Raw genomic sequence first — 23,563 nt, forward strand, 5'->3', positions numbered from 1 at the left:
GTTTTCTCAAGTCAGAGCTGGGTTTGGAGTCGCCAAGGCTATGGTTTTGGGACAACCGCATGAAGCTGATGAGTATCGTCACCTTGGTCTATGACTTCATGCTCCAGATATTGCGCAACTGGAAAGGCTGGGTTCCTCTTTTTTTAAGAAATTACTGTCATAGAACTGGAAAGCGGTACCGAGATGCCTCGATACCGCTCTACAGACTTAGAATGGCCATCTCGATTTGCCTCACTTTAATGTGGGCTCAAAATTCGGGATGACTCATGTTTGTGCTTAGTCGTTCGAGGCTACTTCTTTCTTCGGCCTAACCCAATAAAATGAGCCACCAAGACTAACGGCGCCACCACCGCTGCTAATAAATTAAACGGTGCCTGTAATATCCCAACGTTGGGCTGCTCGAAGCCAAACTGCTGAAAGGGAAAAGGTGCCGATAAAATGGCTGTAATGATGATGTTAAATAAAAGGACCAATCCTACGATATGCCAGATTCTGATCAAACCGGGAGTTATCCATTTTTTACCGTAGCCGAAGTATATAATGGCCGGTGCCGTGAGGCCCATTACGATGTCGAAGTTATTACCGGCAAAGGTCATGATCTCGGGTATTTGTCCGGCAATGAACAATCCGTACAACACCAGCTCTACTGGTACGCGGACAAAGTGTACCCACATCAGCTCAGTCCGGTCAAAACCTGCCAGTAGTTCATTTCCTTCTTTACTGAAAAACAACCAAAAGATGGCGATCAGTGTCGGTAAAATATTTAGGAGAAAATGAGGTGGCAAGCTTTCGGTATACTCATAAAAACCGGTTGCTCCTACGATGTACTGGACAATGGAGTAACCTAGTAACACAAATGCCACCTTACGCGGCGTTCGGTGTGCCCGGGCAAAGAAATAAATGGCCAGAATGGTGGTTCCCAGAAAGGCGATGGCGAGTGGTGAAAAAAAAGCAGACATAAGAATTAAGGTGGCTTTGGTTGAGGACGTACACGTCCGAATGGTGGCCTTGATTGAGGGGGGGGCCCTGCCCGAAGCTTTATATTGGGATGGTTACCGTTTATAAGGCCTTTGGGTAGGGATAGCCGCCACCAAAAGTTACCCTACTGTACTCCCAGCTTGAAGCTATAAGTCAGCGGCGTATCCAACTCCAACCGATGTTCCTTGTAGGGCCCGGCGTTGGGCATCCAGCTATTGTCTCCGCCGACGCCGACCTGGCCGTAGTCGAGGTTGAGGGTGTAGTTTTTGGCGGGAGTGAGGTCGTTGGTGTGTTCGGCGGCCTCTAGGGTCGACTGGGTGTAGGGCCAGATACTGAAGTTGAACTGGCCGGTGACCATCAGGGCGGGGACGCCCTGGCCGGTAATGCGGAGTTCGCGCACGTCCATCCGGTTACCGTTTTCGGCGGGCTTGATGTAGGGCTCGTTCAGGGCATCGAGCGGCAGGGCATGCCGGCCAATACGTGCCCCCTGGAACCGGTCGGCGTAGCTCTCGTAAGGGCCACGACCGAACCACTGCGCCTGGGCGTAGGCTTTGGCAATCGAGGTTTGGGCACCGTAGCGGAAGACACCGGGGACCATTGCTGCCTCTGTCGTTTTTTTCAGGGTGCCACGGTAAGACAGCTTACCGTCTTCCGTCAGGTAAACGATCAGGTTCTCCGTGACTTTGCCGTCGAGATAGGTCCGGGTGATTCGGAGGGCATTGTCGAAGTATTGTTTTTCGGTCAGGGTAGGGGTGGCGTCTCGCCAGGGGGCGTAGGCGCGGGCGAGGCCTGCGGGCTTGTCGTTGTCGGTGGGGGCTCGCCAGAAATTTGGGACAAGAGGCGAAGTAAGGACCTCCTTGCCATCAACTACGTAACGGGTAACGTTGCCCGTCTTGGGGTCGATAAAAAGTTCTGCATCGGCCCGGAAGAGGACCAGTGAAGCAGGGGTTTCCTGGTAGGTACCCCGAACAATATCGGACATGGCAGGAACCAACGCAGTGGTCGTATTCTTCAGGTCGATTTGGGTAAAGGCGACTTCATTCCCCGCCGGCCGGCCAAACTCCGGCACCCGCTGGATAAAGGCAAATTCAAGGTACAGCGTGGCTGCGGGTACTGCTCTTTCTAACTTCCACTGTACCTGCGATCCCGCCTGAACATCAGGAGCAGCACCTTTCCAGATGGTATTTGCTCCTTCCATCATAATGGCCCGCACTTCCATATCGTACTGATTCAGGTTGGTGTGCGTGAGCCAGGATTTGATTTTAAAACCACTCCCATCCTGCATCACTTCCGCTGGCTGGAAGGCATGCTTTACCTCGTAAACCGCCGGTTGGGGAGACTGGTCACTGTACACCAGGCCATTGGCCAGGAAGTTGTTGTCGTTGATGTCTTCGCCATAATCACCGCCATAAGCCATGAATTTTTGTCCCTTGTCGTCGGTCTTTTCCAGGCCCTGGTCCATCCAGTCCCAGATGAAGCCACCGGCGAAATTCGGGTAGGTCCGGAACATGTTGGCGAAGGTGTCGAGGTGCCCCGTCGAGTTGCCCATCGAGTGGGCGTATTCACAGTAAATCAGTGGCCGGTCGTCGTTGCTGGCCAGGATATTTCGCATCTGTTCTTTGGGCGTGTACATGCGGCTGCGTACGTCCACATAAGGTTGGTCTACACCGACGTTACCGTCAAAACTGCTGCTGGCTGCGCCTTCGTTGTGGATCAGGCGACTTGCGTCCCGTCCCTTGATCCAGGCGGCCATGGCGGCATGGTTCGGTCCGGTTCCTGCCTCGTTGCCCAGGCTCCAACTCACGATGCTGGGGTGGTTTTTATCGCGTTCCACCATCCGGATGGCACGGTCCAGCATGGCGGTGGCGAACATCGGCAAGCCGCTGATCTGGCTGCCGGCCTTATGTGTTTCAAGGTTGGTTTCGTCCATCACGTAAAGGCCAATACTGTCGGCCAGCTCGTAGAGATACGGATCGTTCGGGTAGTGGCTGCAGCGGAGGGAGTTGAGGTTGTAGGCCTTCATCAGCCGAAGGTCCTCGCGAATTTCCGCGCGGGTCACTGCCTTACCATTTACGGCGGAGTGATCATGGCGGTTAACGCCGTAAAAAATGACTTCCTTTCCGTTTACTTTGAAGCCGTCTTTGCCCCAGCTGAGGTTCCGGAAACCGACGTTGTGTCCGGTAACATCTACTGTCCGTCCGGCGGCATTCTTCACCGTAGCGACCAACCGGTACAGGTTAGGCGTTTCTGCCGTCCAGGGGGCCACGTTGGGAATATCTACTTCAAGGCCGTAGAAATTGTGTACGCCGTAGGGGTTGCGGTAGGCGCGTCGTTTGTAGAAGTCGGGGATCGGGTTAAGGGAAACGGATTTGGCTTGGGGTAATACCGCCCGTCCGGACGGATCGTAGAGCTGTACTTCGAAGGTCCAGTCCTTGATCTTCTCAGGATCACGGAAGTGAATGGTGGGTTCGACCTTGAGGTGACCCGTTTTCATGTCTTCCTTCAGGGTTGGCTTGGCGAACAGGTCTGAAAGGTATTCAAAGGGCGTACTTTGTACATACACCTGGCGGTGCAGGCCGCTCAGGCGCCAGTGATCCTGGTCTTCGAGGTAGGAGCCAGAGCTATAGCGGTAGACTTCTACATAGACTGAGTTGCCGGTTGCTTTGGCCAGGTCGCTGATGTCGAATTCGGCCGGGGTGCGGCTGCCTTCACTGTAGCCGACGTAGCGGTCATTGACCCACACGTGGAAAGCGGAGCTGACGGCACCGAAGTGGAGGACCTGGCGGTCACCGGCGCGGAATCCGTTGATGTCGAAGGTCCGCTGGTAGGCGCCCATGGGGTTGCGGTCGTGATCGGTCGGGCCGGTAGTGGACGGTACAAACGGTGGGTTAGCGGGGCGGAAGGGGTACTCCCAGTTGGTGTAAATGCGCATACCGTGGCCCTTCATTTCCCAGTTGGAGGGTACCTCGATGGTACCGTAGTCGCTGAGATCAAGCTTTTTATTATCGTTGGGAATACCATTGTCACCGTGTTCGTGCCATTTGAATTTCCAGGTGCCATTCAGGCTCGTCCTTCCTATCATGGCACCATCTGCTTTGGCCGTCGCCTCATTAGCGAAGTGGTACATGGTGGCGTGTGCCGGCAGTCGGTTGACGCTGAAAGTCTGTGGGTTTTGGACGAAGCGTTGCTGGGCCTGGAGTAGTGGGGAAAGGGTTAAAAGAAGAATGGGGAGGAGCAACCACTGGAGATTGACCCTCCCTTTTTTCCTTTTCCCCTTTCTTCCTTTTTCCAGGGCGGGGCCGCTGGTGCAAGGAATGTTTGAAGGAGCGGGGGGAGATAACGGTGATTTTTGCATGTGATCTGGACTTTGGTTGGAAGGTCGGTATTTTTTTGGATTATACCCATCACTAAGTAGTTTGGGAAATTACATGGTACTGAGCGCCTGCAAACGCTACTGACCGTAAGTCAACCGTATCCCACCTTTACGGTTTTGGTATGTTTGGGGGAAGCGTTCTTTCTGCGAAAAGGGAAAATGGGACGTACACGCCGGTTGAAAAAACCTTCAGGCTTTGGGCACGAACGAAAAGTGAGGGGTTCTCCTGATCCTTCGGATCGTCGGTCGCGCCTCGCTACAATAGACTTCCCTATGTGACTTGAAGCTGACCACCCGAAACCTGGCACTACCTTTAGGACATGGTATTATTAGCTAAATGGATCATCCTGCTTTTCGGAGCCTTTATCCTCAGCGTTGGTTTTTTGATGCTTTTTAATCCGGCGCGCGCCCGGGCCACCCTCCGCAAAGCGGGGAGTACCAACCTGATCAACTACGCAGAGATCTCCCTACGAATGGTGCCGGCAGCGGCACTGGTCCTTTATGCAGAAGGCAGCCGTTTTCCGGAGGTGTTTTCTGTTGTTGGTTGGTTTATGCTAGCCACTTCGGTTGTCCTCTTCTTTGTGCCGCGTAGGGTTCACCATGGCTTTGCCGTGGGGGCCGCTGAGGTTTTACAACCAACGTTTGTCAGGTGGCTGGCACCTTTGGCTTTTCTTTTTGGCGGGGTGATCTGGTGGGCGGTTTGGTAGTTGTCCTGATCGAGAACCAAGAGCGCGCGCTTGATTCTTCGGGGCGTTGGTTACCTCTTACTAAGCAGGGCGACCCTCCGGGGATGAGTTGGCGTCAAGCACACTTTTATTCGACAGGAGGCTCATCGTTTAAGAAAGCTTGGGGTAGTCTGAATATTTGCCTTTTGGCAATAATTAATCCTTTCGCGAAAGACAACTAGCTAACCTGTAATTCGTTTTCTTACTACACCAACTCTTAAAAGATGATGACTATTATTCCTAAAGCGCAACGCCTGACCAGATATCTGGTCTTTGCCCTGATTTGGATTGCGCTTGGTATAGGCGGAGCCATCGCGGACCCAGGAAACTATTTCTTTTACGGTTACCCTATTTTCGGACTGATGTATTTGTATGCCTATTTTACGGACGGAGGCAAGGGCGCAGCGCCAATATCGGCTGAAAAAGCCTGAGTTCTGTCGGAAACAAAAAGAGAAGTTTTATTAATTCTTTTGGGGTGTCGGCCACTATTCGCTACGCCAGGCGTCTCTATTTCGCTATACGTCTGATTTTGATTTGACTAAAGTTTGAGCTTTCTTACGGGACCAACAGCGTGATGGGAAAAGGTCCTGTACGATAAAGTTATAACAATGCACACTAAGAAAACATACTCTGCTTTTGAGATGGCGATGTGGACTCGCTTTGAGACATTTCTCTTTATAGGAATCATTACAGCCTGGGTAGCCATTTTCTATTTCTTTGACCTTGCCTGGTTTAAAATACCCTGGACACCCCTGGCGCTCATCGGTACTGCCGTTGCTTTTGTCATTGGATTTCAGAATAATTCCGCCTACGGAAGGATCTGGGAGGCCCGAATGATCTGGGGAGGAATTGTAAATACTTCCCGAACTTTTGGTATGTACTTACAAGATATGCTGACCAATGAATATGCTTCCGCTCCAATGTCTGAGGCGGAGATTAAGGAAGAAGTCAAAATACTCACATATCGGCACATCGCCTGGATGACGGCTTTACGGCATGCCATGCGAATGCCCAAGCCCTGGGAGACGATCTCGCGTGAGCGGTCCAATGCCGAATGGGATATCAAACCACCCGAAAAGAACTCTTCCCTGGAAGTAGATTTAGAAACCTACATCTCAAAAGAAGATTTCAACTATGTGATGAGCAAGAATAATAAGCAAACGGCCTTACTGTATTTACAATCGCACCATCTGCGAAAGCTAAAAGAGCAGGGAATTATCTGGGAATTTTCGTTTTTACAATTAGAAAGCATTCTTGAAGAGTTGTTTACCCAGCAAGGCAAAAGTGAGCGAATCAAAAATTTCCCTTATCCCCGGCACTTTGCAACGCTAAACCACTTTTTTATGTGGATTTTCGTTTTGCTACTCCCGCTGGCCATTGTCCCTCAATTTGCGGAAATCGGTAAGGAATTCATTGATGTTTATCCGGTTATTAGCGACCTTTTTGTTTGGTTTTGTATTCCCTTTTACGTTATCGTTGCATGGGTCTTTCATACAATGGAACGAATTGGAAGAACCGGGGAAAACCCTTTTGAAGGTACCCCCAATGATGTTCCGATTTCTACCATTGCCAGAGGCATTGAGATTGATCTGCGCCAAAATCTGGGGGAGTCAGATGATACAATACCTGAACAGTTTCCGGTCAAGTACGATACTCAGTTCTAGAGCTCTGATCATTCCTCCGGATGATCGGACCATGGACCGTTTTGGGTGACACTGAAAAAAGTGCTTCCATTGTAGCGAAATAGTCCGCCCCAACCGCCAAACCAAAACTTGCCTTTGCGATCTTCGTAAATACTCAGAATTCCGTTGGTCGCCAGCCCATCTTCTTTACCCAGGTTGGTAAAGGATGTGCCATCATAGCGGTAGATACCATGGTTCTCGGCAGCGAACCAGATATTCCCGGAATGGTCTTCAAAAAAGCCACCGACTTCTTCTCCGGTTATTGACCCGTCTTTAGTGGGGTTGCTAATGGTTTGCCCATCGTATATACTTACTCCTCCGAAATAGGTCCCTATCCAGATGTTCCCTTTTGTATCTGCCATCATGTCGTGGATGACATTGTCACTGAGGCCATCAGCTTCGGTGTAATGGATAAAAGTCTTTCCGTCATACCTGCAAACTCCATAGCCATCCGTTCCGAACCAAAAGTTGCCATTTTTATCTTCAACGATGGCCGTTATTCGATCGTAAGAATAGATGGTGTTAGTCTTCCCTACTTCAGGTTTAGGTAAGGATAAGGTGGTGAATACCTCTCCATCGAATTGGCTTATGCCTTCATTGGTGCCGATCCAAATGATACCCTTGCTATCTATCAGTAAACTCCAGATCTCGTTATTTAAAAGTCCGTCTTTTTCTGTGAAATTAGTGAAGGCGTTTCCGTCGTACCTGGTTAATCCCCTGGCCGTTCCGAACCAGATGTTTCCTTTTTCATCTTCAGTGATTCCGGTAATTCGCCCGCTTATACCATCGTCTTCGTCGAAATAGACCAGGGTGTCCCCATCGTAGCGCATCACGCCATATACGTTGGTCCCAAACCATAGGTTCCCCTTTTTGTCCTGATAGATCTTTCGAAGGTGTTGGCACAGCTGTCCTTCCAGGAAGAAAAGCGGGTCCGTTGGTACCTGACCTGTAGAGAAACCGACTTCTGAAATCTTGTTACTACCAGTAGAATCCTCTTGTTCGACCAGAGTAATGGGCTGACGTATTTCCTGCGCATTACAAGCGGATAGAAACACGAAAGCGATTAAGGTGGTCAGAGATAGGGTAATGCTGTGATGAGGTCGCCTGCGGGCGAATGGCTCTTGCATGATGAATATGGTTTGTCAGAATTGGCGGAGCGAACTATAACAGACCATAGGCCGCTTTCGCGCTTTCAATTTGCTGCGCTTCGGTGGTCTCCGGGTAAAGAAGGTATTTAGGTGCAATGATGGATTTAACTTGCCTGATGGTGATGTTGGTGATGGTCGAAAAGGGGTACTTGCCGCCTGTCATATCCACCAGGACCTTCTCCCGTTCAGAAAACCCGGTATCGGAATTCTTAAGGATAACTGCTTTGCCTTTGATCTGATAGCCCTTCTGGACCAGGATGTCGATGAAGCTTACGCATACATCGTCATTCTGCCTGATGTTTCGCACGGTTTGCGGAGAAGCGATGTTGGCAATGATGATTTCTTCGGTCCCATAGTGGTTGAATATCTCCTTGGGGGAGACGTTTGGGATACCATCCGCAGATGTCGTTGCAAGCCAGCAGAGGATACTTTGGTTAATGTATTTTTTGATGTCTTTAGTTAAGTGCATGGTTTCATCTTCTTGCCGAGTGGTCCGGGTTTGGTGAATGGGGCGAAAGGCCATTGGATTTTAAATGTTTGAACACAAGTCTAACTTTTTAAAAAGATGGTAATGGTGTTCAAAATTAGTCTGATATTTCCCTCAATTACTCCATTGAAGACCAAAGAACCCGAAAAACACTTCGCTGAAAATAGGCCTGTGGGAAAACTTATGGTAGTCCACGCCAGGTATATCAACAGGTTTCTCTCAGTAAAAGGAAAAGGAGGCGGGGGCGCAGGTGCAGAGGCTGCCGAGGGGAGCAGGGTAGCCTTAACCCGCCTTAAACCTATAAATGTACCAAGTTGTATTTTCTTCCTCCGCCTTACTCGAACCATGCTTTGTAAAGAAAAGCTGCGCACCGACGCTGAATCTTTACAAAGAATATACCCAGAATTCGTCGGCCTTTAGCTTGACTTCTTTGAATAACGGTAGTAAGATGACCACAATAGGTCGACCTTAACTGCTCATTCTGAAAAGGCCCCATTTGCCAATCACCTCAAGCTATCGATGATAGTGTAGTAGCTCAAAGCGTGGTAACATTTACGGAATCAGCCTCTATATTGCTCCTATACATCAGAAACTGCTCCAGCAAAGGGAGCAGAATATCGTTACGATCATTTATCAGGTTGACTACTTGGTAAGGATCATTAGCTATGTTGAACAAAAACTTTGGTTGCTCACCCCGATCAAGGATTAACAACCAGTCGTCTGCACGGATAGCCCATTCGTTAATCGGATCATCTTGCCCCTCCATATCTATGGTCCAAATCATAGGTTTTTCCCTGTCAATTTCCAGCCCTTTCATAGTATTTATTATCGACTGACCGTCTATCTCCCTATCAGTAGGCACCTCAAAATTCAAAAGTTCTGCCAATGTTGGCAGCCAGTCCAGGCCATAGATAGGTGCATCAGAAATTTGTCCAGGCTCAATTTCTGAAGGGTAGCTGACTATTGCAGGAACACGAATTCCCCCTTCAAATAAATTGTCTTTCCTGCCCCTTAAACCACCTGTTTCTCCGGCCATATTCAGTTCCCACGGCTTTCTTGCTTCACGCGTTACGGGGCCATTGTCTGAGGTGAAGATTATAATTGAGTTATCCAGTTCATCCCGCGCTTTCAATTCACTTATTACCTTGCCAACCTGAGCATCAAGAAAGCTGATGTTAGCGTAATATTCTCCCTGCCCCCGGTAAGGTTGGTTAACCCAGTCCCAGTGATACAAATAAGGATTTTTTTTCGCAAAATCAGTTATGTAGTTACTGTACATCTCGAGGTACTCTTCGGGAGAAGAAATAGGTGTATGAACCTCAGAGAAAGAGACATAAAGGAAAAAGGGGTTTCCCTTTTCGCGTTTATCCAGCCAGGAGGTAACCTCGTCAGCTACGAGTTGTCCACTGAACTTGTTGGTCTCTCCAACGGGAACTCCGTTCCGCCAGTAATTGTCGGGATAAATTTTACCGCGACGTAGCGTTCCGTCCGAGGGTTTAGTTTCAATTTTCTTGTTTTTTGCCCATCCTCCGGGAATAACAAAGCTATAATCAAAGCCCATGTCTTTTGCCTGAGGCTGATCTGTCCTCTCTGCACCACCGTTGAGGTGCAGTTTTCCCATCACGGCAGTTTCGTAGCCCTTATCTTTTAATAAGTGGGCTAGTGTAATTTCGTTCTTACCTAAATGTATATTCGAGCCGGGCGGGATCCAGGAGCGAATACCGGTGCGATAGGGCGTACGTCCGGTCAGCAGACCAGCTCGTGAAGGAGAGCACAGTGGAGATGGTGCATAGTATTGCGTGTACTTAATGCCCCGTTGAGCCAACTTGTCGATATGGGGCGTCTTTACCGTTAGATGGCCGTAAGAAGCTAAATCACCATAGCCCAGGTCATCGACAAGAATCAAAACCAGGTTAGGCGGACCGTCCATGGTTTTTCCGGGGTTTTCCTCGCAACCTGTAAAGGCCATAATTAGCATGGCACACCCAATGGCTACGGAGGCTCTTAATTTTAGTCTTTTCATTACGGCTTGTTATACCTTTCAAAGCTAGCCAATAATCCATCAGCTTCCAAGCCGTTGCCTTAAGCTGTTTTAACGCCCATTTTGAAGGTAAGCATGCGGTTTTCGCTGATGGAGAAGGACCCCTCCGGGCTATCTGCTTGTAGCATACCAATTCTCCATCAAGTGTTACGAACTACTATTCCATGTTTCACGAGCCGCTTAGTCCGTACGCAAAATGAGGGATAAGGTGCCGCGATTGGGCAGCTCCTTATCCCTCAGGAATGTGGATTGTTTTTAATTGTTCTACCTGTTATCCCTTCACGTTCCAATAGGCACACACCTGGCCAAACTGGAAGTGGATGGCATTGTGTGCTGGATCCTTTTTCCAGAGATACAAATTTGGGTTCTTCTGGAACAACAGTATAGTATCTGAGCCACCAAACATAAACTTACCAAACTCATCTCCTTTTTTGACTTGCTTTCCTTTGAGCTTCTTTGTGTACATATCAACACCAGAGACCTGCGCCATTCCAATAGGTACTGAGGCAATAAGTCCTGCCGGTCCACCTGTGTCAACAACAAAAACTCCTCTGGATTGCTGGAATTCATATCCACCAGCTGAACTGTCTGGAGCATGGAACTCACCATCACCATTTAATTCAACATCCAAAAAGACATTGCCCTGAACCACTTTACACACTTTTACAAGACCATCTGCTGGTGAATGGAATCTGTGGTAATCGAAAGGACTCAAGAAGTAATGAACGAACGTTCCTCCATTAAATGCTTTCGCTAGTTTTTCATCCTGTAGCAGCTCTGCTACCGTATTAACATTATGTGTGTGCTTTAAATTAACGGTGGTCGGTTTGCCATTTACCCCAAGTACGTTTCCATTATCGTCGATTGGATACGCCATTTTATACGTACAATCGGCAGAAGAAGCGATCACGTTATTGTTTCCGGGTTCAGCAATTGGCCGTAAGGGGGAATGCCCTTTTTTATCCGCTCCATTGAACTCACGGTAGAAAAACTCATTAAAGGTTTTCCATTTCGTTGCATTTTCACTGTAGAGTGGAATATTATACATGGGGTCTGCAGCAAAAGAAGCCAATGCCGATAATGGGAGGGACGCTTTTGTGTCAAGGAATTCTCCCCAGTCAATGGCAAATTCAGTTAGCCAATCAGCAAAAACAAATTTTCCTTTTTTGTAGGACTGTAGGGTATTATTCGTAAGTGGTAACTGCTGATCTACCAGAAAATAGAATTGGCACAAGAGGTCATATACCTTCTGGTTATAGCCATTTCTAGTGTCGTCGCTGGTCCACGCATCCGGATACATCGGATCATCGATTTCATTTGGAATCAGCACAAGGTATTGTTCTACATACCGCAAGTATTCATCTGGTGAAGTTGGCCAACCGTCGCCTCCAAAAACATTGTTGAGTGCGTGGTAGAGGTCAGGATGTAATTCTTTCGTGGCTCTACTCTTCGCGATCATTAAAGACGTTTCAAGCGAAAGACAAAAGCTTTTGTCATTGTTGATCTGGCTTTTTAATTCCTTGTATGCTTTCGTGGTCTTTGGCCACTTTGGATTGGATAATTTCATTTTATGGGTTCTTTAAGCTGAATAATTAAGCCTACGTTTTGGAAATGGGTATTAGTGGTAATCTGACCACTGAATTTAGTAATCGCAGCCGCTACCAAAATCGGCATTGATCAAAAATATATTCTTCTTCAATGGTAAAGCATGGGATAACATATAATATAGGGTATATGCCTATGAAGACAGGAGTTTATACCTATGAGAATATCAGTTGTGCCAGCTGCTATACTACAGGTGTTCAAAACTCTTCCAGTTCCACAGCTACCTTCTCCTGGATTGTAGCATTGACGTCTTCAAATTCCTGCAATTTCCTCAGCGTTCCACTATGATTCGGAATGAAAAAAGAGAGTATCTCCTGAATAGATTCGATGAAATCGGGGTTTTTATAGTCAGTTAATCTGACGAAGGTCCCATAGTCCTCGATAAAGTAATGATCCGTAGAGATGGCGGGGAACTGGTTGAGGAAGGTGCTTTCTATGTCCTTCAGGCTGGTCTGCACACTGTGTTGCTCATATTCATAGTAGTTCGCAATGCTACTCCTCAGTTGTTTGTTACTGACTTTTAATCCGCTCACTTTCGCTACTTCATAGGAAGTTCGGATAGGGAAATACCGCTCAAAAGTGAGCATTTGGGCAAGGTCATAAGAAAAGGTGTCTGCCACAATTTCATCCGGAGTGTTGAGGTAACCAGCCATTCTTATGATGGAAGCCTGCGTTATTTTTCGCTGCCGGAGAATGGATTGAACCTGATCGCCATCTTGCTGAAGGTTACTCAGAATTTCGGTAAGAATATAATGCTCGTTCTTTCGGCTTTTGTTGCTTTCGTTGCAGTTATTGATTTGTACTGCGATCAAAATGCCGATAACCACTAACAAAATTTCCCCAAGGGAGTAGGCGAGGTATCTTTTGATGCGGTCTTTCCCGGGGATTAGCTTTTTTGACATAGGGCACTCAGGATTGAGGTGGCATGATGCTTCTGATGAAGTGGTTACTACAGGAAAGAACGATTAGGAATGATTAGCGTTGCATCAATTAGGTCCCGGACCTACAGGTCGCGGATGGTAATACCGGGAGGTCAGGCACCTAAATGAGACCAAATTACCCCCGCGAAAAATCCCCCCGATCAATCCCCAGTTTCCCCATCTTACTCATGAGTGTCCGCCCATTGACGTCGAGTAATTCCGCAGCCCCGCCGGGGCCGGTCACCTTACCCTTAGTCCGCTTCAGCGCCTCGATGATGTACTGCCGCTGCATCTCCTCGAAAGTAAGCATCCGGTCTCCGCTGATGGAGAGCGTGCCCTCCGGGCGGTCCGTTCGCCGCAGGGCGCGGAGGGAAGCCCCCAGGTTCAGGGTAGAAGCGGCGGAAGTGATCACGGCACGCTCTACCAGGTTGATGAGTTCCCGGACATTGCCCGGGAAGTCGTAGGCCACCAGTCGTTCCATATCCTTCTGGTTAATCTGCGTGACGGGGCGCCCCATTTTCTCCGCATAGATTTTGGTGAAGTGTTTCACCAGCACGGGGATGTCTTCCGGTCGCTCCCGCAGCGGGAGGTTATGGATGGGGAATACATTGATCCGGTAGTAAAGGTCTTCACGGAAGGTGCCGTCACCAACCATCTTTTCCAGGTTTCGGTTGGTGGCTGCAACTACGCGGACGTCGACCGTGATGATATCGGAAGAGCCAATTCGCTGAATCTCACCTTCCTGCAAAACGCGGAGCAGCTTAGCCTGCATATCGAGCGGAAGTTCACCGATCTCGTCCAGGAAAATGGTGCCACCGCTGGCCAGCTCAAACTTCCCCTTTTTCTGGGTGAAGGCCCCGGTAAACGCACCGCGTTCGTGGCCAAACAGCTCGCTTTCAATCAGGTTCTCCGGCAGCGCAGCACAGTTTACGCTGACCATCCGACGGGTGCTTCGGTTACTGAAATTGTGGATGGATTGGGCAAGTAGTTCCTTGCCCGTTCCCGTCTCTCCGGTCACCAGGACGGTAGAGTCCGTACCGGCCACCTGGCCGATCTGGCCAAGGATGCGCTGGTACTTTTTGGAGACGGTAATGATTGGTCCCGTCGCGTGAACCGTATCAATCTCTTCCTTCAGGGCTTCGTTTTCGCTTTCCAGCTGCTTGCGCAGTTCGTCCACGCGCCGCTTGGCTTCCTGCAGGCGACGTTTGTTGTTGACCTCCGTCGTCACGTCGCGGCAAACGACGCTGAGGAACAGTCGGGTATCGGCCGCCACTTGTACGAAACGCACCTGCAGGGTCCGTTCCTTGCCCGTTGAGTCGGTGTACACGTAGTCTACGTCAGCACGTGTGCGACCATCTAATTGTTCCTGACGTATTTCAGTCAACTTCGGAATTTCCAGGTCGGGCATCAGCTGTCCGATGGGCAGGCCTTCCAGCGATTTGGTGGTTAGCCTGCTAAGCTTCTTGCGCGCCGCGGCGTTCATCAGCACCACGTTGTTCTCGGCATCCAGCCAGATGACCCATTCCTGCAGGGTGTTCAGCGTGGTGGTGTGCAGTTGCCGGTATTCATGATCTTCGGCCTCGCGGCTAACGTCATGGGCCACCACGACCATCATTTCCCGGCCTTCCTCCGTCCCGTACCAATGGAGGGTGGCTCGGGTAGGGTAGTGGGTGCCGTCTTTTCGCTGGGTGTTAGTGGTGGCTTCCAGGTATTTGCGTTCCCGGAGGTTAGCAAATAGCTCCTCTGTTTGGGCACCGAATTGTTCGGGCAATATCCTGGCGGCGGGTTGCCCGGCCAGTTCCTGACGGGTGTAGCCCGTCAGCTCGCAGCCCCGGTCATTGGCATAGGTAATGCGGGCATCGGAGAGGTCGACCCAGTAAATACCGTCCAGACTGTGGTCCAGGCTGAATTCAAAGGCAGCATCCGCCTCGCCTCCTCCGGCGAAGGTGCTTACTAGTTCACGCTGCTCCCGGGCACTTCCATAAATCTTGAATACTTCGATCTCGTTTTCTGCTGATTGGCCCTGCAGCGTCAGGTGGTGTACTTCGTCGGCTTCGGTTTTTACCGTAATAGAAAGTTCGAAGGGGCGAGCGGTACTAAGTAAACGGTCGATCGTTGTTTTTGCAGAGCCGAGGTCGTCAGCTCCGATCAGCTGGGCAGCCTTGTCGGCAAATTCTGCCGCAGGGTAGAAGTCTCGTTCAGGGGACCAGCCAAACCAGTCGCGGAGCAGCGGCCCAAGGTAGACTTGCCCGGTGGCCAGGTTGTATTCCCAGCCAGCAATGCGGCCATGGGTTTCTACCGCATCGAGTAGGTCTGCCTCCCTTCGGCCGGCTTCGGTGGTAGAGAAGACGATTAGGCACAACGGTTCGGCTGCGGCAGCTTCGTCGAAACTTACCTTTCCCCGGACACCGAAGAGGCGCCCCTCCGCATTGACGAACTGGGTGTCGAGATATTCTCCCCGTTCGGGGTCAAGCTGTTTCCAGTGCTTTTTCCAACCTAGAAGGCTGAAATTCGGGTTGATTTCGAGGTAAGAACTCTGGCTCAGTTGGTGCCTGGAATAACCTAGCAAGGTAGCTGCGGCTACGTTGGCGTGTCTGATTTTTCCCAGCTTGTCTACCCACAATACACCTTCCGTAACGAGGTCGAAAGCGGCCTGGTGTAGTGAAAATGAGGGGTTCGGAGAGGCAGGGGTCATAGTTGGGCGCAAGATAGCAGGTTCGGAAGGATTTTACCATTAAGGCCGGAAGGCATTTAGATTTGGGCGGGTGCGCAGGTACAGGGGAGGTTGAAGAAGCATAGAACCTCTAAGGCACCAAGGCATTAAGAATTATACTAAGAAAAAAGGAGGAATAGTAAGCCTCTCTTAACGATGAGCATATAAAACTGATGAAGGTAACTCTGTGCACCCTCTGCGCCTCCCTCCGTGCTGACCTCTATGAGAACAAATAGCTGCGTAGCAGCCGAGCGAAGCGAGCAGTCTCATGCGGTAGTAACTTAGTGTAACCCTTAATGCCCTTAGTGTTCTTAATGGTTCACTTCCACGAGCGAAGCGAGCAACCCAATGTAGTAGCAATACTCACTACCAACTACTTACCCCCCAATAGAAGTCATACTAGCAAAAACGCTCCCCTGTTGCTCCAGCCGCTGGGTATCATGCCCGGTCTTGTGTTTACCCTTCACGAATTCCGTGATCAGGTCAGCGAGGTCCTCGCGCCCGATACCGGATCGGAGTAGGGGAAGTAACTCCAGCCCTTTGGTGGAATACAGACAGTTCAGCATGGTCCCCTTCGGCGTAAGCCGCAACCGATTACAGCTGCCGCAGAGACTGCGGCTGAAGGCAGGGATGATCCCAACCTGTCCTTTGAAGCCAGGTACGCGGTAGGCCACTGAGCTACTGTTGGCTTCGTCACTAAACCGTTCGATGTTCGGGAACCGCTCCTGGATACGGCCCAGCATTTCCTGATGCGAAAGGTAAAGGTGATGGTTGCCGTCATCGTCGTTGAAGGGCATCGCTTCGATGAATCGGATGTCAACTTTATTTTCCTGGGTCAGGGCGACGAAGTCTCCCAGCTCATCATCGTTGGTGCCCTTGAGCACGACTACGTTGATTTTGGTTTTAATACCTTTTGCCAGCAATTCGTCCAGCGCACGCTTGGTGCCGGCGAAGTCATCGCGGCGGGTGATTTCGAAGAAGCGGTCTTCACGCAGGGTATCGAGGCTGAGGTTGTAGTGGTTCAGGCCGTAGCCGACCAGTTCGTCCAGGACAGGTGGCAGCAAAATGCCGTTGGTGGTCATGGCCATTTTGGGGAAAATATTACCCAGGCTTTTGACCAGCTGTGGCAGGCTTTTTCGGGAGAGGGGCTCTCCGCCGGTTAACCGGACTTTGTTGACGCCAAGGTCTGACAGTACTTCGCACAGGAAAATAATCTCTTCGAAAGTCAGCAACTCCTGCCGTTTGGCAAATTCAATGCCTTCTTCCGGCATGCAGTACCGGCAGCGGAGGTTACAGCGGTCGGTAACGGCCAGGCGTAAGTAAGTGGTTTGGCGTCCGTGATTGTCTAATAGCACGGGGCAAAGATAGGCTTTTTGACAGGCTGATTCAGACACGGAATTGACATAAAGTATAGTCGGTACTCAGGGCGTATAAATCACAAAAGTCACATAGAGCACATAAATCACAGAAGGCACAAAATCGGGGGTGGCTGACTTTGAGTAAATTCTTTGCTTCGTGTATACTCTGTGCCCCAGGTGCTTTGTGTGTGTCTTCTGTATTGACTTTTGTCCATCAGCTAAACGCTTAAGCGATGCTTGGTCTTCTTGAATTGCGCCAAAATTCGGTGTTGGCACCTGCGGCCGCGCCACCTAAACCTAATCCACCCAAAATAACCTTAGCCATTGGATAAATAAACGCAAACAAGCCCTTAGATAACTAAGCGGAAAAGTAACTTTGCGCAAAGTTCCGAATACACCCCAAAATTTTACCTGATGTCAACTACCATCACTTCTCCGTTGAGTAACCGCGTTTTAAACATGACTGAATCTGCTACCCTCAAAATGGCCCAGCTTGGCCGAGAGGTGAAAGCACAGGGACATGACGTGATCAGCCTCAGCCTTGGCGAACCGGATTTCGATACGCCGGAGCACATCAAAGATGCGGCTAAAGCGGCCCTTGATGCCGGTAAAACAAAGTACACCCCGGTTCCCGGAACGGCTGAATTAAGAGAAGCTATCTCGGCAAAATTTAAGCGGGAGAATGGGCTGGAGTACAGCCCTGCGCAGATTGTCGTTAGCACGGGTGCCAAGCAGTCCATCGCCAACGTCGCTCAGGCCATGCTGAACCCTGGGGATGAAGTTGTCATCCTGGCCCCGTTCTGGGTGAGTTATTCTGACATTGTCCAGGTTGCCGAAGGCGTACCCGTAACGGTTGGCGCAGGAATCGAAGACGATTATAAAGTAAGCGCCGCAGCCATTGAGGCCGCAATCACTGACCGCACCAAGTTCGTACTTTTTTCCTCCCCCTGTAACCCTACCGGTTCGGTATACACCCACGATGAACTGGGCGCCATTGCTAAGATGTTGGCAAAGTATCCACACGTCTACATCGTGGCCGACGAAATCTACGAACACATCAACTTTACCGGCAAGCACGCCAGCATCGGCACCTTCCCGGAAGTGAAGGACCGGACGATCACCGTCAATGGTTTCTCTAAAGGCTTCGCCATGACGGGCTGGCGCCTCGGCTACATCGGCGCTCCTTTGGAGATCGCCAACGCCTGTTCTAAGTTGCAGGGACAGAGCACTTCTGGTGCCAACAGCATCGCCCAGGCTGCCGGTACCCATGCGCTGAACAGCAGCCTGGAACCCAGTCTGAAAATGAAGGAAGCCTTCGCCGCCCGCCGCGAGCTGATCATCAATGGCCTGGAACAAATCAAGGGAATGCGGGTCAATCGTCCCGAGGGCGCCTTCTACATCTTCCCTGATGTAGCGGCCTTCTTCGGTAAATCAAACGGAGAATACACCATCAATACCTCCGATGACCTGAGTGAATACTTGCTCATGCACGCGCACGTTGCTACCGTGGGTGGCAGTTCCTTTGGTGCACCTACCTGCATCCGGATCAGCTACGCAGCCAGTGAGGCGGCGTTGACTGAGGCAGTGGCTCGGATTAAGGAAGCGCTGGAAGCGCTTTCGTAGTCTGGTGGTCTTGTAGGCTACCGCACTTGGATAGTTGCTTCGCTCGTTTGTTAATCCGGATGTCTTATGGTCCTCTTAGTGTAATTCTTAATGCCTAAGTGCCTTAAGGGTTCCCTATCACGCCTGCCCAAAACTACCGAAGCGAACTTCCTACTTCGGTAGTTACTATTCGCTATGAGCAACTAAACTAAAATTTAGTGTAGTACTTAATGCTCTTTGTGTTCTTAATGGTTCCCCTGCCAAGCCTGACTCAAAACGAGCGAGGCGACACTCCCGTGCGGTAGCCTACAAGACCACCAGACTACAAGACTATTGAAGGACCACCCTGGCGTCATTAACCTCCGTCCAGTACCCATCCAAATCCTTAAAGTAAACCTGACGCACTCCGTCCGGCCGGCCATTAGATTGCATCGGTACGCCCTGCCAACTGAAGAACTGCAGGTTAATATCCCGTAAATGCTGAACAAATTTGTCGAACTCCTTGACGGAAATGGAGAGGTGTACCCCTTTTTGCAACCTGACCTGGCTACGATCAGATTCGATGACGTGCAGGCTCATCCCATTACCAAGGCTTAGCCAGCGGATGTTGTCTTTTTCGGTGCCGTCGTAAATCTCCATCAGGCCAAGCACCTTTTGGTAGAAGGCGACACTTTCGTCAAGGTTGTCGACATTGATCGCATAATGGTCAAAACTGGCGCCGAATTGGCCGGTCTCTGTGCCAAAGACGTTGGCTTTGGGCGTACAGGAGGGAAGGGACAGCAGTAGACCGAAAATTATGGGCAGGTAGCGCATGATGCTTTTTTCGACAAGGTAATGTTTACTTTTTTGGCCCTGTGCTTTCCCTTAGTGTAGCCCTTAATGAATTTAGTGTTCTAAATGGTTCCCTTTCACGAGCGAAGCGAGCACCCTGGTGCGGCAACAACGATAGCCAACTGAAATAAAACTTAGTGTAGCCCTTAATGCCCTTAGTGTTCTTAATGGTTCTCTTTTACGAGCGAAGCGAGCACCCTGGTGCGGTAGCCTACCAGACTACAAGACTAATAAACTAACTTCGCCCCAATGCGTCCAGCCACCATAGCACTACTCCTATGTTACTGCTTCATTGCAGCAGTCCATTTCTTCTACTACCCTAAGTGGCAACAGGACGGCGCGGAAGCAACCATCAGCTACGACGTGAGTGGGTATTATATGTACCTGCCAGCTGCTTTTATCTACGACGACCTGAAGGAGGTTAAGTTCCTCGATGAGGTCATTGAGCAATACCGACCAACGGCCGATCCTTATCAGGTCTTTACCCACGAATCGGGGAATAAGGTGATGAAATACAGCATTGGTCAGGCGGTGATGTATACGCCGTTCTTTATGGTGGCACATGCCTGGGCGTCGGTGAATGAGGCCTATCCTGCGGATGGCTTTTCCTTGCCTTATCAGTTCATGATTTCAATGGGTAGTTTGCTGGTCAGCTTTTTAGGGCTGTTCTGGCTGATGACCCTGTTGCGGCAGTATTTCCGGGAGGGAGTTGTTGCGCTGACCTTGATCCTGATCGTTTTCGGGACGAACTACCTCAACTATTCAGCGATTGACGGTGCGATGACGCACAACAATGTGTTTACGCTGTATGCCTTGCTCCTTTTAACCACCCATCGCTTCTACGTCCGCGCCACCTGGCCAAAGGCCTTACTGATCGGCGCCTGCATCGGCCTGATGGCCCTGACCAGGCCTACTGAAATTATTGCTGCCCTGATCCCGCTGTTGTGGGGTCTGGAATTAGGTCGAAAGGGCGCTATTAGAGAACGATTAGCCTTCTTTGGGACACACTGGCAGAAGCTTGCCGCAGCGGCCATCGTTACCCTGCTGGTTGGCTCAATTCAACTGCTTTACTGGAAGTACGTGAGCGGAGATTGGCTGGTGTACAGCTACCAGGATCAGGGCTTTGATTGGTTGAGCCCGCACCTGAATGAAGGAATGTTCAGCTATAAGGCGGGGTGGCTTATTTATACGCCGCTAATGGTTTTTGGACTCATTGGTTTCTGGTCACTTCTCCGCCAAAAGAGTAGTTTGTTTCCGGCAATTTTTTTTCACGCCCTGCTCTTCATTTACGTGGCGTTTAGTTGGAGTGTTTGGTGGTACGGCGGCAGCCTGGGACAGCGAACGATGGTGCAGGAATATGCCGTGCTGGCCTTGCCGTTGGCGGCATTTTTACAGTGGGTTTTCTGGGCGGGGCCGCTGGTGCAGGGGAAGGTCAAAAGGCAATGGTGGCAATTCGCTATCGCAGGAATTATCGGACTTTTTATCTGGCACAACCTCTACTTCACCCACCAGGCCCATCGCGGTGGCCTTTACCTTACCGAACAGATGAACAACGCCTATTTCTGGCGTACCCTCTACAAATTTGAACGGGATCCGGAAGATCAATTACGGCTCGATACCCGGGAGTTTTATACAGCTACTCCGGCCAAAACGGAAACGCTGTTTTCTACCGGGTTCGAGGACAAATCCACGGCAAGTTGCAACATGGACCCAATAGCTGGAGTCGGTTCACTCTGCCTGAAGGCTCAGAACCAGAATAGCCCTGAGTTCATCATCGACATCGACCTGCCGCCCCGGACCTGGCTCCGGGCAAGGGTACAAGCAAAAATTAATGCTCCTCGTGGCAATCGGGACAACCACGCCCAAATGATCTTGTCGTACCGCAAAGATGGGGTAGAGGTGAAAAAACGCCTGATCCGGATGCATCGCCTTCTCAATCACGATTGGCGCCGGGAGCTACAGATCGACTCCAAGGTGCCCGACGCTGGTGCAGACCAGGTGGTCGTCAGCTTTTGGAATGGGGGGAGTAGCCAGCCGGGTATGGTTTTGGACGACTTAGTTATTGAACGAATATTTGAATGATGTTGCTATGAAGTACCTGGTTCTCCTTCTCTGTGCGATCTGCCTGTTTTTCTCCTGTCCGGCGGATAAAAAGAAGGAGGCTCCGCGCTCAAGTACAGCATTGCCAAACGTAACGGTGGTTGACCAGGTTTTTACCATTCCAGGCCTGGACCGCGAACGCCAAATCCGGGTCTACGTTCCACCTGGGTATGAAACCTCAGGGAAGTCCTACCCCGTACTCTACATGCACGACGGACAGAATTTATTTGACGATTCTACTTCCTTCGTAGGTGAATGGCACGTGGATGAGATCATGAATCGACTGGCGGAAGACCAGGTGTTGGAATTGATCGTGGTTGGGGTGGATAACGGACAGGGTAAGCGAATGAATGAGATGAGCCCCTGGGTTAATGAAGAATACGGAGCAGCAGAGGGAGAGGCCTACATAGATTTTATTGTTGAGGTCGTTAAGCCTTATGTCGACGGCAATTACCGCACAAAAAGTGATAGGTTGAATACCGGTTTATTGGGGAGCTCTATGGGAGGTTTGATCTCGCATTACGCGGTATACCAACATCCGGAGGTATTCGGTAAAGCCGGCATTTTCTCTCCTTCGTACTGGTTCTCAGAGGAAGTTTTCGAATTCGCTGAAGCAAAACCGGTACCTGAGGATACCAAGTTGTTCCTGCTGGTGGGAGAAAAAGAAAGTGCGACCATGGCCCGAGATGCCCGGCAGATGGTCAAACGAATATTGGCTACAGGCCATCCCAGTGTTAATCTAAATGTAATTATAGATCCTGAAGGTACCCACAACGAAGGTTTTTGGCAAGGGTACTTAAGGGAGGCGGTGATTTGGTTGTACTAGATCATCATTTTGAAGTCTAGTAGACCCCTTAGGTTCAGAATACACGGACGACGATTTCTGCGCAAGGGCTTTGGCTTTTTCCAGGCACTTCCTGCTACCTATTGCTTGTAAGACCTTTGCTATTCCTTTTATGGTGAGTTCCATTTTAATTTTTCAAGATCATTTTAATAATATCCCCAAGCTCAGGAGACCCACCCCGGTTGCCACAACCACTGGCCATAATTAACTGGTTTTGATAATGAATAACCCCAGTCCCGTGGCGGCCACGGCTTAGCGTGTCGAGGCTACGCCATTTACCGGTTTTTACCGCCAGGGCTTCGACTTCGTTGTGCGCAACTTCGTGCGCCGTTGATTCTCCGCCAGCTACCAGGATTTCGTCTCCGAGAGCAATGGCGGCATTGCCGGCACGGAGGGTAGGCAAAGTGTCGGATAGGGTAGACCAGCTGTTGGTCGCCAGGTCGTAGACGTCGACTTCTGCGATGGTATTCGCAAAGGGATTCGTAGCGGCAACGGTAGTACGGCCAGCCAGGGCGTAGATTTTGTTGCCGTGGGCAACAGCCTGAAAGTGGTCCCGGGAACGGGGGGCATCGGGGAGTTGCTCCCAGGAATTGGTTTCCGGATTGTAAGCGTCGAGCCAGGGGACGTGTCCGCCCCGGTGCCCGTCCTGGATACCGCAAACCATGTAGATCAGCCCATCGTGTAAAACAGTGCCAGCGCCGCCACGGCGGCGTCCTTCGGGAATGGTGGCACCAGTACGCCATTCGTCTTTGGCGGGACTGTAGATGTAAATTTCAGGTAACGGGGTTTCTCCGGGATACTTGCCCGTCATGGCCCCCATGAGGTAAATCTCGTCCTGATAAACGACGGGCTGGAAGTGGTGAATCTCTACCGGACTGTCTGCACCTGCCGTCCAGGTCATTGTGTTTAGGTCCAGAATGTCGACGGGGTTAATCCGCCGGCCGCCAAGCAGGTAGGCCTTGTCTCCCACCTGGACGAAGGCCGCCTCGTGGCGGGCGGTGGGCGCGGAAGAGTCGGAAGGAATAACGGCTTGCCACTCTGCCAGCGGTGTCTCGGCAGGAGGTGTGGCGTCCGCAGGAGGCGCCTGTCCGGTACAGGATAACAGGGAGACTAAGAGGAGTAGAGTGAGGTGACGCATTGGGCAAGATAGGGCTTA

Annotated in this window: 18 protein-coding genes; 7 read left to right on the plus strand and 11 right to left on the minus strand. The window is 50.5% G+C overall.

Translation table 11 applies throughout. From position 1 onward, the window contains the following. Positions 1–290: 290 nt before the first annotated feature. Together B036_RS0121130 and B036_RS0121135 are read right to left on the minus strand one after the other, a co-directional pair. Positions 291–959 carry a hypothetical protein gene (locus B036_RS0121130; protein WP_020570732.1) on the minus strand — a complete coding sequence of 223 codons (669 nt, stop codon included), beginning with the start codon at positions 957–959 and terminating at the stop codon, positions 291–293. A 143-nt stretch (positions 960–1,102) separates the two neighbouring features. After that, the gene (locus B036_RS0121135) at positions 1,103–4,333 is read right to left on the minus strand and encodes a glycoside hydrolase family 2 TIM barrel-domain containing protein (protein ID WP_083926275.1); all 3,231 of its coding nucleotides are present in this window, start codon (positions 4,331–4,333) and stop codon (positions 1,103–1,105) included. A gap of 338 nt (positions 4,334–4,671) precedes the next feature. On the opposite strand from B036_RS0121135, the gene B036_RS0121140 reads away from it, so the two are divergent. The 3 genes from B036_RS0121140 to B036_RS0121150 all read left to right on the plus strand — a co-directional run bounded on the left by B036_RS0121140 (position 4,672) and on the right by B036_RS0121150 (position 6,740). After that, positions 4,672–5,058 carry a hypothetical protein gene (locus B036_RS0121140; protein WP_020570734.1) on the plus strand — a complete coding sequence of 129 codons (387 nt, stop codon included), beginning with the start codon at positions 4,672–4,674 and terminating at the stop codon, positions 5,056–5,058. Between the two features lie 242 nt (positions 5,059–5,300). Continuing rightward, positions 5,301–5,507, plus strand: coding sequence for a hypothetical protein (locus tag B036_RS0121145; protein ID WP_020570735.1), 207 nt, complete (start codon positions 5,301–5,303; stop codon positions 5,505–5,507). Between the two features lie 177 nt (positions 5,508–5,684). Beyond that, positions 5,685–6,740: a bestrophin family protein gene (locus B036_RS0121150; protein WP_026232200.1), complete on the plus strand. Its 1,056-nt coding sequence runs from the start codon at positions 5,685–5,687 to the stop codon at positions 6,738–6,740. Positions 6,741–6,748: 8 nt separating this feature from the next. Here the strand turns inward: B036_RS0121150 and B036_RS0121155 are convergent, their stop codons facing one another. After that, positions 6,749–7,885 carry a ligand-binding sensor domain-containing protein gene (locus B036_RS0121155; protein ID WP_026232201.1) on the minus strand — a complete coding sequence of 379 codons (1,137 nt, stop codon included), beginning with the start codon at positions 7,883–7,885 and terminating at the stop codon, positions 6,749–6,751. Positions 7,886–7,919: 34 nt separating this feature from the next. Beyond that, positions 7,920–8,429 carry a pyridoxamine 5'-phosphate oxidase family protein gene (locus B036_RS0121160; protein WP_020570738.1) on the minus strand — a complete coding sequence of 170 codons (510 nt, stop codon included), beginning with the start codon at positions 8,427–8,429 and terminating at the stop codon, positions 7,920–7,922. 48 nt (positions 8,430–8,477) lie between these two features. Here B036_RS0121160 and B036_RS0121165 point away from each other — a divergent pair, with 48 nt between their 5' ends. After that, complete coding sequence (locus B036_RS0121165; RefSeq protein WP_026232203.1) at positions 8,478–8,813, plus strand: hypothetical protein; 336 nt, start codon at positions 8,478–8,480, stop codon at positions 8,811–8,813. Between the two features lie 115 nt (positions 8,814–8,928). Here the strand turns inward: B036_RS0121165 and B036_RS0121170 are convergent, their stop codons facing one another. The 5 genes from B036_RS0121170 to moaA form a co-directional block, all read right to left on the minus strand. Further along, positions 8,929–10,416: a sulfatase family protein gene (locus B036_RS0121170; RefSeq protein ID WP_026232204.1), complete on the minus strand. Its 1,488-nt coding sequence runs from the start codon at positions 10,414–10,416 to the stop codon at positions 8,929–8,931. Between the two features lie 289 nt (positions 10,417–10,705). Further along, positions 10,706–12,001: a phosphatidylserine decarboxylase gene (locus tag B036_RS30405; RefSeq protein ID WP_020570741.1), complete on the minus strand. Its 1,296-nt coding sequence runs from the start codon at positions 11,999–12,001 to the stop codon at positions 10,706–10,708. Between the two features lie 235 nt (positions 12,002–12,236). Next, the gene (locus B036_RS0121185) at positions 12,237–12,941 is read right to left on the minus strand and encodes a DUF6090 family protein (protein ID WP_020570743.1); all 705 of its coding nucleotides are present in this window, start codon (positions 12,939–12,941) and stop codon (positions 12,237–12,239) included. A 154-nt stretch (positions 12,942–13,095) separates the two neighbouring features. Next, on the minus strand, positions 13,096–15,654 hold the full coding sequence (locus B036_RS32445) for a sigma 54-interacting transcriptional regulator (RefSeq protein WP_020570744.1): 2,559 nt from the start codon (positions 15,652–15,654) through the stop codon (positions 13,096–13,098). Positions 15,655–16,049: 395 nt separating this feature from the next. Beyond that, positions 16,050–17,027: a GTP 3',8-cyclase MoaA gene (gene moaA / locus B036_RS0121195; RefSeq protein WP_020570745.1), complete on the minus strand. Its 978-nt coding sequence runs from the start codon at positions 17,025–17,027 to the stop codon at positions 16,050–16,052. Positions 17,028–17,444: 417 nt separating this feature from the next. Between moaA and B036_RS0121200 the strand changes: the two genes are divergently transcribed. Then, positions 17,445–18,653, plus strand: a complete 1,209-nt coding sequence (locus tag B036_RS0121200; protein WP_020570746.1) for a pyridoxal phosphate-dependent aminotransferase — start codon at positions 17,445–17,447, stop codon at positions 18,651–18,653. 309 nt (positions 18,654–18,962) lie between these two features. Here the strand turns inward: B036_RS0121200 and B036_RS0121205 are convergent, their stop codons facing one another. After that, on the minus strand, positions 18,963–19,445 hold the full coding sequence (locus tag B036_RS0121205) for a VOC family protein (protein ID WP_020570747.1): 483 nt from the start codon (positions 19,443–19,445) through the stop codon (positions 18,963–18,965). A gap of 267 nt (positions 19,446–19,712) precedes the next feature. Between B036_RS0121205 and B036_RS30415 the strand changes: the two genes are divergently transcribed. Continuing rightward, on the plus strand, positions 19,713–21,545 hold the full coding sequence (locus tag B036_RS30415) for a hypothetical protein (protein ID WP_020570748.1): 1,833 nt from the start codon (positions 19,713–19,715) through the stop codon (positions 21,543–21,545). A gap of 7 nt (positions 21,546–21,552) precedes the next feature. Further along, on the plus strand, positions 21,553–22,389 hold the full coding sequence (locus B036_RS0121215) for an alpha/beta hydrolase (RefSeq protein ID WP_020570749.1): 837 nt from the start codon (positions 21,553–21,555) through the stop codon (positions 22,387–22,389). Between the two features lie 145 nt (positions 22,390–22,534). Here the strand turns inward: B036_RS0121215 and B036_RS0121220 are convergent, their stop codons facing one another. After that, positions 22,535–23,545: a Kelch repeat-containing protein gene (locus tag B036_RS0121220; protein WP_020570750.1), complete on the minus strand. Its 1,011-nt coding sequence runs from the start codon at positions 23,543–23,545 to the stop codon at positions 22,535–22,537. Between the last annotated feature and the right edge of the window lie 18 nt (positions 23,546–23,563).

Origin of the sequence: Neolewinella persica DSM 23188 (assembly GCF_000373105.1) — a bacterium.
Classification (GTDB): Bacteria; Bacteroidota; Bacteroidia; order Chitinophagales; family Saprospiraceae; genus Neolewinella; species Neolewinella persica.